This is a genomic window from Arthrobacter halodurans, from assembly GCF_041877255.1.
Taxonomy (GTDB): Bacteria; Actinomycetota; Actinomycetes; order Actinomycetales; family Micrococcaceae; genus Arthrobacter_N; species Arthrobacter_N halodurans.
This window is the reverse complement of sequence record NZ_JBHDLJ010000003.1, coordinates 115618-131082: the sequence shown is the minus strand read 5'-3', so window position 1 is coordinate 131082 and position 15465 is coordinate 115618. Positions and strand designations below refer to the sequence as shown.

Sequence of the window (15465 nt, the reverse complement as noted above, 5' to 3'; positions counted from 1 at the left end):
TTATTTTCCTTGATCTACGATAAAGCTGGTTCTCGCTCTTTGCATAGTGACTTGCGGCTCTACTCACTAAAGTCGCTGTGAGCTCGTTAGCGACTCGGTCGATAGGGGTCTAAGGTCTCCAACGCCGCACTCGAGCTCCTCCTGCGATTCTAAGACGGCGGTAAGCCCCCATGGCGGCGGCGAAAGTCTTATCCAGATTCTTCGTCCCGAAGAGCAGCTCGCCGTTCTTTTCACGCATGGCGTGGTACAGCATCTCGCGATCCAGCATAGTGGTCTGACTGTGGGCACCACCAAGTAAGAACCGGGACAGGGGACGATGCCACGTTACCGGGAGGCTTACCTGACTAGCCCGAATAGCCAGTTCTTGGTCGCATGCGAACATGAATTTCTCATCAAAGCCGCCGAGTTCTCGAAAAAACTTGGTCTGCATGTAGGTGGACTGGTGCGGGGCGAAAGCTAAACCCAATGCGCGATGCCGCGCGGATGATGCTGTCTGATTCGTCGCACCCTGGTGCCTTCCCGCGCCGTCAACGTAGTTCATCTCACCGAAAGCCCATGTCCAAGCGGTTCGGTTCCAATCACTGGCGACAAACGCCAGATCATCGTCGCCTTGGAATACATCTCCCGAGTTCATGAATACGAGAAGTCGGCCCCGCGCCAACTTCGCACCCTTGTTCATTGCATTAAAAATTCCTGTGTCGTGTTCGGATTTCCACGACACCTTCGGGTTGAGCGACAGATTCTGAGAGAGCCACTCGACCGTTCCGTCCTCGGATGCACCATCGACGACAATATGTTCGAAATCCTGGAGTGACTGTCGGTGTACTGAATCAGTTGTCGTTCGCAGTCCCGCAAGATCATTTCTCGTGATGGTTATTACGCTGAAAAGTGGCTGTTGTTTTTGGGTCATTTTTCTCCCGATTCGCGGTTGTAGATTTGTGCAAGAGGGAAAGACACGCCAGGCCGACGGCGATCTTCGTTACCGAAAAAGGGCTGAACAGAATGTCGAGGACCATGGAGAGCACAACGACACTGACACCGATGACGGCGGGAACGGAGGCAATTCTGCGGGCGGACGCATCAAGAAGGGCGGCGTAGCAAGCGAACAGTAGTGATATTGCGATCAGTAATCCTGCAACGCCGAAATGGCTCCAGCTCCCCCAAAGAATGGAATGAAACTCGAAATATCCGGATCTAAAATACTGGGCAATCGTCGTCAACTCCGTGAGCCTAGGATCTGCCACGGGTATCGCTGACACCGCAATTTGGTAGTCAGTTGTTGATGGAACAATCCCTAATCCATGGCCCCAGGGTTCGCGCTGGAACAGCGATAGCGCTGACAGCCACTCGGGTCGACCACCGATGAAGACGTTGCCACCGAGATCGGCCTGCGTTTGCGAACGTTCCGCTATCCCTCGCCCGAAAAGGCCAGAGGCAAGGATCTCGGAAAGGAAGAATAGTGGAGTAGCTAGGAGAATAGAACCGATGGCTATTAAGCTGCCTCTTCTTAGGCGTCGTCTTGGGGACTGCGTGAGGCGCGCACGAACGACGAGGTAGATAAGAGTGATGATAAGCAGCAGGGCGATCCAGGATCGATAGTCTGAGCGAATCGAAATTACGGCCAGCAGGCACATTGCCGGGAGAAACACTCCAGATCCAAGTTTTGTCGAAATTAGGGAAACTATAAGGGTCGCCGGGAGCGCGAGGCCGAATTTCCAAGGATTTTCTTCAAATCGTCCTGGTGCAAGTGGGATTGCGAGAATCAGACCAATGGACCACAGCGCAAGGAAAGTCGTAATCCGAATCGACTTGGTACACCAAATGACGGCTGCTCCAAGTGCAAGGGTGGAGAGTATCTGCGCAGTCTGGGCTAAGGCCATAGTCACGCTGAAATCGCGACCGGAATCAGCTTGGAGCGCCAACATGCTCAGCAGCGGTGCCGTGGCCAATGCCAACGCGGTCAACGGAAGCGCCCGCCGATACACGGAATACTGCGAGTAAGCGAAGCGGATTGCACGAGGTAACACCGGCAGCGCCAACAAGAGTCCCCAAGTCAAGGCCGATATGGGGGTGAATGTTACGCCGGATAACAAGGCCACGAGACCCGCATAGATGCGTGTGCCGGTAGGTACCTTAAGTGCGAGTATCTGGTTGCGCTGATCACTCAGAGTCACGACTGCTCATCACCAAGGATGTTCGAAATTCCTGCGTATGCGGAGTCCTGCGTGAAGTTGTTGAGCCACGGTGACAAGTCGGGCACCTCGAGTCGCATTGCCTCTACAACACCTTTCGCGTACGACATTGGCGTGTCGTCCAGACTCAGTATTCCCGACACGCCATCAATGCAAGCGTCAGCAACTCCAAGCGCTTTCGATGAAGCCACTGACGGTATCCTCCGGGAGGCGGCTTCCACGAGTACGTTCCCCAGCCCCTCGAGAGGTGAGGAAATCAGTACCACTCCATTTGGTGGGCACTCATCCAACCAGTGGTCTACCCAGCCACGATGCACGGCCTGGACCCCCAACTCAGTGGATAGTGACTCTAGGTGGGGCTTCTCGGGCCCGTCGCCGAAGTATGTGACGACCACTTCTTTGCCCGTCATACGTCGCACAAGCTTTGCAACGTGTAGCGCCATTTCCGGTCGCTTTGCAGGCATAAGACGCCCAGGGACAACGATACCAATTGAATCGAACGTCGAAACGGGCGGCCTCGCTGCAACAGAGGGGGGCAGATTTGGGAAGATGCTGTTGAGCACTACCCATGTCTTGTCGCGGCGTACTCCTAGTCTCGCCAGACTCGCGGCCACGGGATGGGAAACCGCTATGGCGTCATCCGCCATCCGGTAAGTCAATCGGGCAAGCAACCATTGAATCCTGGGTCCCAAACCGACCCCGACCGTGTAACGACTGTGAATAGTGTGTTCGCTGATGATCACGCGGGGGGCTAGGCGGCGCGGAAGCACCGCGGATGCGAATATGGCGACCAGATTCGCGTACGGCATGACGCCCAAAACGGCGTCATACTGGCGACGCCGAATTCCGCGCTGGAGATTGAGGATGGACCGGACGAATCCAGCGCGAGAATTCAGTGACGTCACCGGAAAGTCAAAGGTTGCATCATTTGTGTCATCGAAGTGATGGGTCGTGAGGATCTCGCACTCGTGGCCATGTTGGATTAACGTCGCAACCCACTGTCGTGCTACTGACTCTGCTCCGCCGCCTCTGAGCCGTGGAACTATGATGGCGATTTGCACTATGCCTTCTTCCCCTTATGTTCTTTCCGCATGACGACCAGCTCGGGTGCAATCTGCCCTAGAGCAACGCCGGCACAACTGGCCCAAAAGGGCGCACTTGCCCCGAAAATGGGTATGAGATATATGGATAGGGGCACTGCGATCACGCAGAGCAAAAAGGTACACCGGGCCTGCAACCAAAGCCCCGCACGAGTAGTGAAGTACATTCCCGGCACCTGCTGGATGGCCTGTATGAGCAAGAAGAAGCCGCCAGCCATGGCTGTCATTGGGTGAACGACAATGCTACCGCCTGAAAGGATTGATGCCGCCGGCGGCACCAGGGTCCCGAAGGCCAAGCCTGATGCACCACCTATAATGCCGAAGGCAACAAATGCGTGACCAAGCGACTTCCCGATGACATCGGACCCACGATTGTTCGCGAATTGGGACCACATTGCGCCTGCGCCAGCAACGATCACAGACCATACGGGCAAATAAAGTTGCATCGCTAGGCTGTACTCGCTGAGGTCCTCGACAGTCCCCAAGTGCGCAAGCTGCAGCCTGTGACTCTGCAAGGCAATGGGTAGCCCGATCATGATCAGCAGCATGGGTGCGGCTTGAGCGAAAAGCTTGCCAATCGGATACCTTAGTTCACCCAAAACGGAGCTCTTGGGAACACGTAGTGCTTGTAGCGCTTGATATGTGCACGCCAGCCCAGTCAACAGCATGCCAAGTGGCTGACCGACAACGAGCCAAGCTGGCGGGAGTTCGCCGATGGTCCAGAAGAGAGTGAATACCAGCGCCACGATACTCGTGGTGACAGATAGCGTTACGGCCTTGTGGTTCTGATTTAGACCCATTAATGCCCGTTGGCCAACTCCCAAGGGCACACTAAGTGCAAATAGAACGAGGGCTAGGGCTGTCGCCAAATCGAGTTGTGCTTGAGGAAGCCCGGAAAGTCCGAGCACGCCTGTCCAAGAAAACAGGTGTGTACCCGCGCCGGCCAACAAAATTAGGATCGTTGCTGGCAGACAGAGGACAAATCCTGCCGTCAACACTGCGGAACGCTGGACTGCCTGGACCTTTTCCGTGGCCACAGCGTTCACCACACCCGCTCCCAGTCCCAAGTCTGAGAACGGCAACAAAGAGAACAGTGTAGCAACGAGTGCAATAGTTCCATACGCAACAGACCCGCTGTATCCGATGATCAGGCTCGTCGTCAGAAGTCCGCAGACTAGGGTAACGGGAAGTGTCAGGCCTCGAGCCAAGAGGCTTTTGAAAATGAGCTGAATCACCGCTAACGACGCCTATGGATAGATTTCAAGGGGCCATGCCTGTGCTCTGGTGAATGAGTGCGGATTTTCGCGGTATTTCTGCAGACGCGATCCAAGCTGAAATCATTGCGTCATGCCGCTGTCGTCTTTTTGTGATCTAGGAAGTAGTCGACCTAGGGGCGCTACTACAACTGAATGTTCTGGCAAACTCGCGATGACGATGGCGTTAGCTCCCACCTGACAACCGTTTCCGATTTCGACTGCGCCTAGAATCTTCGCGCCCGGAAAGATACTCACGTTGTCATGGACAACTGGGACGCCATTTTGACCTGCTCGTCCCCCAATGACGACACCGGGGGAAAGGAGGCAATCTTTTCCAATTCGAGCGCGGGCATGCACGACGAGACCAGAGCCCCCATACGCGATTTTTGTTCCCTGTCCAATAGAACAAGACGAGGGTATGTGGGCTCCAAAGATCAGCTGCGTAAGTACCGTGCACACCCTCGGTGCGATCGGTATTTTGCGACGATATGACCAGTGGCCAATTCTGTAAAAAAACAGTGTCATTCGATTCGAGCTCCACGTGGTCGCCGGAACATGGATCGCAGAATCAGGAGAACCATTTTGGAGTTACCAACGAAGTAGCGCCTAGCCATTCGTCTGGGCTCTTGAGCAAGACGGAAAAGCCATTCCAGACCGAGTCGCTGGAGAACTCGAGGGGCCCGCGAAGTCTTCCCCGCTACAACGTCAAATGATCCGCCAACACCCACAGCCAGACCGACATTGAGAGTATCAAGATATCTTTGCAGAAAAATCTCTTTAGCAGGCGAGGGAATTGCAACGAACAGGACATCCACGTTCAGCGCGGCTATTTCCTCTGCAACAAGTCGATCCGATGTAGATCCACCCCAATAGCCGTTGCGGTAACCAACAACATTGGCTCCGCGTCGCTCGAACTCCGTCGCGACCTTCTCAACGACGTCACTGGACGCCCCAAGGAGGTAGATCCTTAGATTGTTCTCGTGCGCGCGTTCGATGAGCTCATTCATGAAGTCTATGCCAGCCACCCGCTCCGGCAGTGGATCTCGCAACAGCCGACTGGCCCAAACCACAGACTGACCATCAGCGTTGATGAGCGAGCAACCATTCAGAATCTCCATAAGGGCGGGGTCGTTCTGTGCGGCTACGAGTTTGGCTGCATTTACCACTACATGCTGATGCGGAGTACCGGACTCTATGAGGTCGAGCGCCGCTCGAACAGATGCCTGCATGTCCATGCGGTCAATACGGACTCCCGCGATCCAAGCGGTATCCCTACTCTTCATCTTGGGCTCCTAGCGCCAGCGCTAGGTACGCGTGCCCCTGATTCCAGCGCAGAAATGCCTGTGACGTGGATGAATTTCGATAGCCGCCGTCTCTACCTTGCCGAGCCATGAGTTGCGCATATACACGATCTTGCAAGTGCGCATGGTGTCCGTCGACTTTATGTCGGATCAGGGCACCAGCGACCGTCGCAAGATTGTGCACGTCGTTTGAGGGTCGTTTTCCGTCCGCGAAGTACGTGGCGCGACCATCTGGTAGGAAGAAGTGATCCAGCCAATACCGGCGTCCTGCTTCATAGGCTTCCCCGATATTAAACCCCCGCTGCCCGAGATATTGAAGACTATCCAGAACATACACAGTATGGAAACTGTCGCGCCACGCCAGGCTTTCGCTCGATCCGTAGGCCCAAGCTCCGCCCGGTGCTTGGTGAGCAACTGTCGTGTCAATGGCCGTCTGGCAATACGTCGACGAGTATCCCAACCGGGTTAGGGCTTCGGCGGCCAAAAGACTCCCATTGTGAATTAGGGAGTCAGAGGTCGGTGTGTAGTGGAAATACCCGCGCGCATCATAGAGGCTATTAAGCCATTCTGAGGTCCGAGCTGAGACGTCATTTATCCGTCCCGCCGCATCAATGGCCCGCAAGGCGAAAGCAGTGGCTACTACGTTAGGTACTCCCTTCGGATAGTAGGACCACCGAGTCTGGACATCGAATTCGTATCCCCACGGACCACCGTCGCTTTCCGCCAACAGAGTGTCGACGAGTCTCTGAGCGAGTTGTTCATCGCCCTGCAACCCGGCCGCCAAGGAAAACAACGCGAGTGTCTTACCCATGCGGACAGGGGGGACGCGCAGGATTGCTCTCGAGATGGCCCCTCCTCGCTTATTGGCTTGTACAAGCAGTTGCCGAGCCTTGGGTCCGGGGAGGTGTGCCGCTATGGGGGATAGCAGACCGTCGTACGGATCAGGGCCGGCAAAATCGTGCCTGAGCGCAAACGCTAGTGCTTCATCTGCAGACGCCTGAATCTCTTCGCGTAAGCTGCTTCGGATCATTGCATCGGTTCTTTCTCTGCTATTTCGAGGTACACCTGATCCATCTGGATCCTGTACATATCGAGACTGAATCTTTTTTGCCACTCCAAGCGTGCGCTGGCGCCCAGGTCAGACGCCAGCTTCGGGCTCTGCAATAGATCTACGATCGTGGCAGTAAGCGCCGTAATGTCTCCTGGGGCAACTAGCCGGCCAACTCGTCCGTCCAAAAGAACTTCCGGGATAGCACCAACATGGCTTGCTATGCATGGCAAGCCGTGTGACATGGCCTCCAGGAGTGACATGGGCAAACCTTCAGCGTATGACGGTAGAACGAAGAGATCGGACTCGTTAAACATTTGCGATGTCGCTGCCGGCGAAAGCCAGCCTGTCTTGAATACTCGAGAATCGTGCAGGTGGGGTATTGACTGTGCCGACTGAGGTTCGTCTCCCACCAGATGCAGTGTCCAAGGAATCTCGGCTGGAATTGCGCGACAAGCCAATATCAAGTCGGCTACACCTTTCGCCTCCGACAGCCTCCCAACGAATATGATGCGGTTGGAGCCGGGGCGCGGAAGTCCGCAATACAGGTCGGGCACGGCGTTCGGAATGACCTTTAGCCGGTGATCGTCCACTAGGCGCAGGCTTGACAAAGACTGCTTCCAGCGCTCACCTAGGACTACCACCCTCTCAGCGCTCTGGAACATCCCGTATATCAGCTTGTGAGCAACGGGGCCGCACGCTCCAAGAAACTCCAAGTAGTTGCCGCTGTGCAGATGCAACAGGTACGGAACCCGAAGTCCACGTAGGGCCAGAGTGACAATCAACTTTCTCCAGGTTGAACCCTTTTTGGATAGATTTACGTGTACGACGTTTATGGAGTGCCGCTCCTTGGCGATCTTCAGCAACAGCGCAGTTAGTCGGGCAATGCGGTGGCGTCCGGTCGCGCCGGAATCTGCGAACGATAGATGCGTGTGGTATGACACTGATTCGGATAGATGTCCCATCATGGTGCCGATGCCGCCGGCGGTATTTGGCAATGGGCCAACCACCAAGATGTGAATCTTGCTTTCATCCGTACTGGACTTTTTTGTCATGTACCCCCCCAGCCACTCTTGTAACTATCGTATGTGATTTGCGTACTCGAGCTACGCATCCTTTACGGCATGCTTGATTCGAGCCTATGGACTCGCGCTCTTGTTGTGGATGAGTATTTGAGGCGTTGAGCACCACCCAATCGTGCGGCTCAGCACCACCGATCGTGTGCGAGACCACCAGTCGTGGTGTGGCTCAGCACCACCGGTGCTCCCCGACACGGACTACGCGCTGGTGAGGGCCGTGTGCCCGCGCAAGTTGTAGTCGCCGGTCTTAACCCAGACGGTGTTGTGGATGATCCGGTCCATGATCGCGTCCGCGTGGACACCGGAGCCGAGGCGCTGGTGCCAGTCCTTCTGCGAATACTGGGTGCAGAACACCGTCGACGTTTTGCCGTAGCGGCGCTCCATCAACTCCAGCAGCATGCCGCGCATCGACTCCGTGGGCCGGCCCAGCAACCACTCGTCGATGACAAGCAGGGTGAACGCGGCGTATTTGCGCAGGAACTTCCCGGCCCGCCGGGGCTGTATTGGGCGGCGACCCAGGCTTCCTCGAGGTCGGGCATGCGGACGTAGTGGGCGCGGATGCGGTGCTCGCAGGCCCGTTTGGCGATCGCGCAGTCCTCATACGACTTCCCTGATCCGGTGAACCCATGGAAGACGATGTTCTGTTGTCGGTCCATGAACGAGCAGGTGCCGAGCTGGGTCAGCAGCGGCCGGTTCAGACCGCGTTCGTCGAGCGGGTCGATGCGCCGCAAATCCGCGTTTGGGTAGCGCAGCCCCGCCCGTCGGATGAGCCCGGCGACCTTGGAGTGGGTGAAGGTCGAATAGGCGTCGTCGACGACGAGCCGGACCCGTTCCTCGAACGACAAGCTGATCGAGGGTGTTTCGTCTTGGGTGTCGATCGCCTCGGGCAGCTCTCCGGCGTTCATCTCCCGGAGCTTGGGCTTGGTCTCGCCGTCCAGGCGGCTCAACGGGTCCTTCCCGCATAGTAGGCGCCGCCGCGGACCTATCCGCCACCATCACCCTCGGGTTCCTCCGGGACGTGGCCGGTTTTGTCCTGCTCGGTATCCAGGGTCGGCCGCGGGTGAGCGTAGCGCGCGGGGAGCGGATCGGCTCCGGCAGCGCCATCGCGCAGGTTGCTTCGACCCGGGCCGGGGAGAAACGACGCGAGAGGCGCAGCACTGCCAACGCCGGGTCGATCCCGGCCTCCTCGATGGAGGCGGCTTCGAAGATCCGGCCGATCACCGTCACCGTGGCCGAGCCCATCTGGCCGGGTGAACACGCTCAGTCGGGAGCCCTCGCGTTTCTGGAACGGCTGCCGGTTGTGGGCGTCGATCTGCTCCCGGATCCGTGCTCGCAACCGCGCCAGGGACGTGAACCGTTCGTGTCGGAGCCCGGCGATGACCCAGGTAGCTACGTGGGATGCCATGTTCTCGACGCTCGCCTTGTCCCTCGGATGCCGGCCCCTGCCCGGCAAGACCGCGGCCGAGTAGTGCGCCGCCATCTCGCGGTAGGCGTCGTTGACGATCGTTTCGCCCTCGCGTGGATGGGAGACCCCCTGTCTTCAGGTTGCCCGGCGCCAGGCGCGGGACGCTGCCGCCGAAGAAGGCGAACGTCGCCGCATGAGCGCGCAGCGACGACTCCTGCCGCATATCCAGGCTCGCTTCCACGAACGCATACCGGCTGACATGGTGGAAGGAGCATCCCAGGTGGTGTTCACAAAAGCCAATCTTCATTCTGGACAAATGGACGCGAGTTTCTCGAGAGTCGTCTCGCGATACCTCGCAGCTCCTCAGACAGGGATGACTAGTGTCAAGAGGCAAAGACTTCGCTGTGGTCAGTTGCCGGGTGCCTGCATCACATTGGCGCCGATTTAGCGCGCTCCCTAGGCCATCTTTTTTAAAGGACTCACCGTCAACCTCAACGTTCAGCAATCTCAGAAAACCGTCATATATCGAACCTCGTGCATTTAGTCCCGGGCTAGCGAGCTACCCGCCGAGAGGCTGGATCTCTAGTTCGCTTTCAATGACATGTCATTGCCTATCGCATGTCTCGGTAGGCGATGGGCCGCAACGAGGGTTCGCATGCTTAGCGACGTCGGATCGATAACGAGCGACAATGCTCGGTGGCGGATATTGGGACAGCTTCATTGCCCGATGGGCATTCGCTCTTCAACCCATCTGCCGGGCGATCCACTCGCGACACACCTAAAGCCCTGAACGACATAATGACTGCCAAGCGGCCCCAGTTCTCGCGGACCGCTATTTCGAATGTAGTCACCTAGGTCCCAGGTACCCCAGTTAGGAGCGGATGCCCGCGCATAGCCAATGATGCGCACTACGAAAGACTCGCCCAAGATTATGTGACTATCAAGATCGAATGGTGCGTTCTCGCTATAGTGCAGTAGCGCGATGGGGTGATTCCCTCCCGTAATCTGCAGCAAAGCTACAATCCCAATTGATCCGATCCTTTTGCTCAGATTCCCGGTTACCCGCATGGACTGGATGGCGAGTGAAGTTACGTCCACACGGATGATGGCAGGTTTTGGACTTCCGGCTTTAGAAGTGCCGGCAAATGTGTTGTAGCTCATATCTAAGATTTCGATCGTCGCTGTGCCAGACCCCGCGGCTAGTGCGCGGCATCCCCAATCGGAACAATCACGGATGGCGTTACGCGACATGGTGAGCAGCCGAATATTCTTGCCGCCAAGCACGCTGACAATGGGGCCGCCAAGAAAATCCGTTATGTCGTTGTCCGCGATCTCGATCTTCCGACCCGCCATTTGTGTGGCGCTGATCCCGTAGGTGTCTGTCCTGAGAATTCCTCTGTTGTCTATAGTGTTACGGATGATCGAGAGATCCTGAGCCACAGGTCCGCTAACCACGATCGGGCCGTCCGCATGGTTCTCGCTAATCTCGAGGCGCCCCAGAGGGTCGCCCCCCACCGATGTATTAGTGACTCGGATTGCAGCTGCATCTGCCGCGAAGACGGAGTTTCGATGGATGGATATGTCGGTGAGAGGGCTAATGGAGCTCCTCACGCATCTGATGGAATCCGCGCGGCGCGTTCCCCCGCCCTCCAGCCGATTGTCAGATACGTTCGCTCGTTCAACACTGTCCAATAACAACAGGGCGGCCCCGTCGGAACGCCAGGCGTTGATACGTTTCACCGTGTTGCCTGTAATGGTTGCCCGCTTAACCGTCGGGAAGTCGGTTCCGTAGGGCTGAACCTTAAGGCCGTCTTTTCCAGAATCGACAACTACGTTATCCACATAAGTTACGTATGGGCAGCCCTCCGCCTTGGTGCCGGTGTCCGCCATATTGTGTATCGTATTACTCGCTATCTCGGCTTCTTCGACGCGAGTAACCAGGATACCAATACCACCCTTGGTCGGACTCGCCCCCTGGTCACCGCGACCCGAGATTGTGTTACCCGAAACTCGGACGACCCCAGTTTTCGCGCCGGACCCGCCGCCGATGGAGATGCCATGAAACATTCCATTGCTGATGGTATTTTGCGCTACTAGGACCTCGGCTCCGCCAGAGATATGTATACCCGATTCGGGGAAATCCAATATGGTGTTACCCACTACGGATACCAATCCGCCTTCGGGCGAGTTTATTGCGATGGCCGTTATCCCGTTAGACGAATCAGGGAACCCAAGACCGCCATTGAGTGCTCGGCTGCTTCCATCGAACGTGAGCCCCGAGATTAATACGTAATCTGTCTGTGCGAGCCGGAGCATCTCGCGATTCTGGCCCGATTCGTAGGTAGCGCTCGCCTTGATAACAGACCCCGAGGCCCCCGTCATCTGGACTCGGCCGAAATTGCGTCCGATGGGACTCGTGATCATATAAACACCAGCTGGAAACCATAGGTTGATCTCGTCCGCGGATGTGAAGGCGTTGTTCAGTGCCATGGTGTCATCCGAGATACCGTCGCCGACTGCGCCGAAATCGCGAACGCTGATGAGAGGCTTCGCCTGCGAGGGTTCGTCGAGAGTCCTGCTCGCGAGCACCGTTTGCTGTTGTGGCTCCAAACTTCGCACAAACGGCGAAGCTGGCAGACCGCTATTCGGCGACTGGCGAACCAATGCCGTGGCAATAGACAGGGCGCTTCCACCCACTGATAGGCCGAGAAGATTTCTTCGCGTGCGGTTGACCATGCTTTGCTCCTGGCGTTTGTCGCGGTCGTCTACATTCCGGGCGGATGTGAAAGACAAGGTTTGTGTCTCAATGAGATGATGACAACTTAGTCCGAATTGGTTCTAGACATGTCATGTGTAGGTGAAGGCTTGGCGTCCATTGGTCGCGGCACACTTGAATTGAGGAGCTGCAATTGGGCGAAATGCAGACCGCAAATGACACGGGGTGCCTTTCCAAAGAACGCTGCGTGCGCTCCTATCATCAGCTGATGAAACAGGGAATGGGCAATTCCGAAGCGTGCCGGATCGTGGGGATCAGTCGTAATTCCGGCATACAGCGACCACACAGCCGCACGGTGGTTCAGGAATCCGGAGACATCAAGAGGTACGCTCCCATCTCCCGTCAGAAGCCGGCCGTGGTCTCCGCCGGGTTTCTCTCGGAGTCCGAACGGATCACGATCGCGGACCTCTTGCAGACCCGTCGCAGCATCCGAGCCATTGCCATGGAGCTGGCGCGCAATCCATCGACCGTGAGCAGGGAGATCCGCCGGAACGATCATGAATCCTCCGGCAACTACCGTCCCCGGACGGGTCAGCGCAATGCCGAGCGCAGACGGAGCCGAACGCGAACGGGGAGGATGGCCGGCAACCTGGAGCTGAAGGAGTTTGTGCGCGAGCAGCTGAAACAGCGGTGGAGCCCCCGCCAGATCAGCACCGTCGCGCCGACTTCATGGGGCAACCGGAAAAGCACATTGTGCCTGATACGGAATAGCAGACGCTATACGGGGCGAAGGCCTGGAGCTTTTCGTGGATCCGGTCATTTCCCTGTGCGGCGGACGGACGGGTCTTAGGCCACGCCGCCGGAAGGACTACCGGGTTGTCGACGACGCTTGAAAAGTGGACACTCGACGATTGGAGAGTGATTACTTTGGAGGATTGGGCGCTGATCACGAGGCTGGCTGCCGAGGGGCGGATCGCCGCGCGTTTGGGGATCTCCCGCACCACGGTGGCCAAGGCGGTGAATTCCCAGGGCCCGCCGCAATACCGGCGCAGGACGGTGGCGACGTCCTTCACCCCGTTCGAGGCGCGGGTGCGGGAGCTCCTGCGGACGGATCCGGACATCCCGGCGACGGTGCTCGCCGAGCGCGTCGGCTGGGAAGGCTCGGTGACGGGGTTCCGCGAGAACGTGCGTGCCGTGCGGCCGGAGCACCGCAGGATCGATCCGGCCGATCGCCTGGTCTGGGACCCCGGGGACGCGGCGCAATGCGATTTGTGGTCCCCCCAACGAAGATCCCACTCGAGGACGGGACCGCGGGGTCGTTGCCGGTGCTGGTGCTCACGGCCGCGCACTCGCGCTTCATGCTCGCCCGCATGCTTCCGACACGGACAACGGAGGATCCGCTGCTGGGTTCGTGGGAGCTGATCCGGCGCCTGGGGAGGGTTCCGCGCCGGCTCATCTGGGACAACGAGAAAACCGGCATCAGGCGGGGAAGGCGCCACGCCGAGGGCGTGGACGCGTTCATGGGAACCCTCGCGACCCGCCTGGTGCTGCTGCCGCCGAACGATCCCGAGTCCAAGGGCGTGGTGGAGCGTCGCAACGGCTGGTTCGAGACCTCGTTCATGCCCGCGCACTCCTTCGCCTCGCCGGCCGACTTCGACGCCCAGCCCGCCGTGTTGTGCACGAAGTCCTGAACTCCGGCGTCTCAGAGGTCGGGAGATCTAGCGTCCACGATGTGACGAGATCACACACCAACTCGCCGGACTGGCGCCACCAGCTGGAGCCACGCGGCAAGGGAACCATCTATAAGGGCTGGGACCATGCAGGTCCCGTGGCGGATTGACGAACACCAAAAGGGAGCCGCGACATCTGGAGTGGAAGGAGGCAGCAGAACAAAAAATACCGAGCCTATGGATGGCGTCTCTTTACTTGGCGGAGCTCAGAGCGCGCACGGTGCTCATTCAGTGGGAGCGCCAATCTTAGTGGTCCCTCGATATGGCTCAATTTGTGATCATTTCGCGGATCGTGACGATGATATGAGACAACGTAGGTACGGAAATGAACTCATTCATCCCTCATATGAGACTGACCCAAAATCAGTCTCGCCCTATTGGATCGGCTTAGGTTTTGCGATTCGGGAGCGGAGCGAGGCGGTACCGACTTCAACATTCGCATAGTGGACTGTTATCGCCTTCCGCCCCGGATTTTTCGCACGGTAAATGCCGAACTTCCAGTAGGGGCCGATTCGGTCATTACATCCCAGGGGTCCGGTTGCGTTTACTACCTGCTTTCCTCCGATCCAAGCCTGAATTCGGCCGCTCCCGTTGCGTTCAAATCTTAGGCGGTAGACGAAATTTACCCATTGGCCACGCGGAAACGCAGGATTTATGTAGTGAATACGTTGCTTGATTGTTGTAGATCGCGTGATCTTCCCGGCGTCTCCACGCGTGACTATCTGGAAACGCCCGTTGTTCAGCTCCTGCGCAAAGACTGGCGAGGTGCCGGGCTCACCTTTGTCTTCCGTCTGGTGAAACTGACCAACCAGTACCCAAGGGGGCGTAGGTGCCTTATCCACTTTGAGACTGAACGCGACCCAGACGTCTTTACTGAAAGGCATCTTGGCTGCGCCCGCGTATTCCACGCGTTGGCTCGAGGGCTCTGTGCGGTTTAGATCCTTGGCTCGGAGCTGGAACTTATGTATAGACTTGCGATTGGTCGCAACTTTCGCGTTGTGGCCATTTCCAGGTGTCTGAAGCACATATGCATCGCCGCCAACAATCGCGACGGCTGGCGCCGATTTGTACGTAATGGGTTTCTCGCCGACTAATGTGGTTACCATCATGGCTGCCGTCAATATCCCTCCGATGACCCGGAGGGAAGCTCTGATCCGTATTTTCATGTCACCAATCTCCAGCGAATGGGACAGACGGCCGCAGTGCCCTGAGGCCGACCTATATGGGAGTACCTCATATTGATTTATGCGCACATCGTACGTTGCAGCCAATTTTGGTGATAGGTCGCGCCGGCCCCATTCTGGAAGCTCACAGGAACGGGGCATCGCCCGTCCGGCGAACGTCGTCGGCAACGACACGTGTACCCCTGGTAGGAGACCTGCCGGTTTTCCGGGCTGGCCTGCACGAGGATCTGGTTGGCAGCCTGCTTTACCCGTTCGCCGCCAAGGACGTCGCCTTCGATAATCATCCCGGACTTGGACATGGTCACCGCGGCAAGCCCCAGCTCGAGCTGCCTGAGCCTGCGCACCTGACGGTACTCGGCGGCTTTGCTTTCCAGAACAGCCAGCGCCAACGGCTCCGTCGCCGGCGTATGCGCGAGCAGCTCCCACGCGGTGTGTGGGTGGACTGATTCAGGGA

At 57.6% G+C, this 15465-nt stretch carries 12 protein-coding genes and 2 pseudogenes; 2 read left to right on the top strand and 12 right to left on the bottom strand.

Features of this window, described 5'->3' with window-relative positions:
* Window positions 1-109: 109 nt before the first annotated feature.
* The 10 genes and pseudogenes from ACETWP_RS05110 to ACETWP_RS05065 all read right to left on the bottom strand — a co-directional run bounded on the left by ACETWP_RS05110 (window position 110) and on the right by ACETWP_RS05065 (window position 12117).
* Window positions 110-910 (bottom strand): glycosyltransferase, encoded by an 801-nt coding sequence (locus ACETWP_RS05110; protein ID WP_373971137.1) that lies wholly within the window; start codon window positions 908-910, stop codon window positions 110-112.
* Window positions 858-2174 (bottom strand): hypothetical protein, encoded by a 1317-nt coding sequence (locus ACETWP_RS05105; protein WP_373971136.1) that lies wholly within the window; start codon window positions 2172-2174, stop codon window positions 858-860. The genes ACETWP_RS05110 and ACETWP_RS05105 overlap by 53 nt, the downstream gene beginning before the upstream one ends.
* Complete coding sequence (locus ACETWP_RS05100; RefSeq protein ID WP_373971135.1) at window positions 2171-3253, bottom strand: glycosyltransferase; 1083 nt, start codon at window positions 3251-3253, stop codon at window positions 2171-2173. Before ACETWP_RS05100 ends, ACETWP_RS05105 begins: the two co-directional genes overlap by 4 nt.
* Window positions 3253-4527: a lipopolysaccharide biosynthesis protein gene (locus ACETWP_RS05095; protein WP_373971134.1), complete on the bottom strand. Its 1275-nt coding sequence runs from the start codon at window positions 4525-4527 to the stop codon at window positions 3253-3255. The genes ACETWP_RS05100 and ACETWP_RS05095 overlap by 1 nt, the downstream gene beginning before the upstream one ends.
* A gap of 102 nt (window positions 4528-4629) precedes the next feature.
* On the bottom strand, window positions 4630-5073 hold the full coding sequence (locus tag ACETWP_RS05090; protein ID WP_373971133.1) for a serine O-acetyltransferase: 444 nt from the start codon (window positions 5071-5073) through the stop codon (window positions 4630-4632).
* Window positions 5070-5831, bottom strand: coding sequence for a WecB/TagA/CpsF family glycosyltransferase (locus ACETWP_RS05085; RefSeq protein WP_373971132.1), 762 nt, complete (start codon window positions 5829-5831; stop codon window positions 5070-5072). The genes ACETWP_RS05090 and ACETWP_RS05085 overlap by 4 nt, the downstream gene beginning before the upstream one ends.
* Before the next feature lie 1044 nt (window positions 5832-6875).
* Window positions 6876-7952 carry a glycosyltransferase family 4 protein gene (locus tag ACETWP_RS05080; protein ID WP_373971131.1) on the bottom strand — a complete coding sequence of 359 codons (1077 nt, stop codon included), beginning with the start codon at window positions 7950-7952 and terminating at the stop codon, window positions 6876-6878.
* Between the two features lie 222 nt (window positions 7953-8174).
* Window positions 8175-8923: pseudogene (locus ACETWP_RS05070) on the bottom strand (ATP-binding protein).
* Between the two features lie 80 nt (window positions 8924-9003).
* Window positions 9004-9637: pseudogene (locus ACETWP_RS17415) on the bottom strand (IS21 family transposase); the annotation flags it as partial.
* A gap of 461 nt (window positions 9638-10098) precedes the next feature.
* Complete coding sequence (locus tag ACETWP_RS05065; RefSeq protein ID WP_373971128.1) at window positions 10099-12117, bottom strand: right-handed parallel beta-helix repeat-containing protein; 2019 nt, start codon at window positions 12115-12117, stop codon at window positions 10099-10101.
* Window positions 12118-12299: 182 nt separating this feature from the next.
* Here ACETWP_RS05065 and ACETWP_RS05060 point away from each other — a divergent pair, with 182 nt between their 5' ends.
* Together ACETWP_RS05060 and ACETWP_RS05055 are read left to right on the top strand one after the other, a co-directional pair.
* Window positions 12300-12947, top strand: coding sequence for a helix-turn-helix domain-containing protein (locus ACETWP_RS05060; RefSeq protein WP_373971320.1), 648 nt, complete (start codon window positions 12300-12302; stop codon window positions 12945-12947).
* A gap of 412 nt (window positions 12948-13359) precedes the next feature.
* The gene (locus ACETWP_RS05055) at window positions 13360-13788 is read left to right on the top strand and encodes a hypothetical protein (RefSeq protein WP_373971127.1); all 429 of its coding nucleotides are present in this window, start codon (window positions 13360-13362) and stop codon (window positions 13786-13788) included.
* Window positions 13789-14201: 413 nt separating this feature from the next.
* On the opposite strand, the gene ACETWP_RS05050 is transcribed toward ACETWP_RS05055, so the two are convergent.
* Together ACETWP_RS05050 and ACETWP_RS05045 are read right to left on the bottom strand one after the other, a co-directional pair.
* A complete protein-coding gene (locus ACETWP_RS05050; protein ID WP_373971126.1) occupies window positions 14202-14993 on the bottom strand; it encodes a heparin lyase I family protein in 792 nt (263 codons plus the stop codon).
* Between the two features lie 77 nt (window positions 14994-15070).
* Window positions 15071-15400, bottom strand: coding sequence for a hypothetical protein (locus tag ACETWP_RS05045; protein ID WP_373971125.1), 330 nt, complete (start codon window positions 15398-15400; stop codon window positions 15071-15073).
* Window positions 15401-15465 lie beyond the last annotated feature (65 nt).